This is a genomic window from Halomonas sp. SIMBA_159, from assembly GCF_046536035.1.
GTDB lineage: Bacteria > Pseudomonadota > Gammaproteobacteria > Pseudomonadales > Halomonadaceae > Vreelandella > Vreelandella venusta_A.
The window spans coordinates 1-242 of sequence record NZ_JAWJBT010001415.1 but is presented as its reverse complement, the minus strand read 5'-3'; the positions used below and the strand labels follow the sequence as shown (position 1 = coordinate 242).

The 242-nt window shown below is 66.1% G+C and carries 1 protein-coding gene; it reads left to right on the top strand.

The window, feature by feature from the left end:
* Positions 1-40 precede the first annotated feature (40 nt).
* Positions 41-242 (top strand): ATP-binding domain-containing protein (locus R0J87_RS23905; protein WP_498889519.1); only part of this gene is annotated, 202 nt, incomplete at its 3' end.

Here is a 242-nt window from a genome sequence, read left to right as displayed (position 1 = left end):
CCCGCTTGTCCGGCTCGGCGCTGTACAGCCCGCATACGCGATGACCGTGCACCGCACTCAGGGGTCACAGTTTCCCCGTGTGACCGCGATCCTCCCCGTGGCCACCTCGAACCTCGCGACCCGCGAAACGCTCTACACTGCAGTCACCCGCGCCGTCCACCACGTCCGAGTGATCGGATCCATCGAATCCATCGCAGCCGCTGTCAGCACACCCATTACACGCGCCACCGGCCTCCAGACAC